Source organism: Devosia chinhatensis (assembly GCF_000969445.1).
Classification (GTDB): domain Bacteria; phylum Pseudomonadota; class Alphaproteobacteria; order Rhizobiales; family Devosiaceae; genus Devosia; species Devosia chinhatensis.
On record NZ_JZEY01000071.1, the window covers coordinates 1 to 496 of the forward strand.

Below are 496 nucleotides of genomic sequence, written 5' to 3' on the forward strand. Positions count from 1 at the left end.
TCATGGTCAGGGCAGAGGAGATTAGCGCGTGATACGGACAGGGTGGCGACGTACGAGGGTAACTCGATTTCCTTGACGAGTGCGTGCGTGCGGTTTGTTCTGCGAATGGCTATGGCGGGCATTGCAACGTCATTGAACCAGTTGTTCTTCACCATCGTGTATCCAGCGGCGGTGAGGCGCGTAACGCGGCTGCCGATCTCTAGCTTTTCGGGAAAATCGAACTCCCCGAACACGTCGCCGGCAAGGCATGCCTTGCCGGCGACGTGTTCGGGGAGTTCGATTTTCCCGAAAAGCTAGAGATCGGCAGCCGCGTTACGCGCCTCACCGCCGCTGGATACACGATGGTGAAGAACAACTGGTTCAATGACGTTGCAATGCCCGCCATAGCCATTCGCAGAACAAACCGCACGCACGCACTCGTCAAGGAAATCGAGTTACCCTCGTACGTCGCCACCCTGTCCGTATCACGCGCTAATCTCCTCTGCCCTGACCATGA

2 pseudogenes are annotated in these 496 nt (G+C 57.3%); one reads left to right on the top strand and one right to left on the bottom strand.

Annotated features, from left to right (window positions below):
• A pseudogene (locus VE26_RS19025) lies at positions 1–233 on the bottom strand (hypothetical protein); the annotation flags it as partial.
• Positions 234–263: 30 nt separating this feature from the next.
• Here VE26_RS19025 and VE26_RS19020 point away from each other — a divergent pair.
• Positions 264–496 (top strand): annotated as a pseudogene (locus tag VE26_RS19020) (hypothetical protein); the annotation flags it as partial.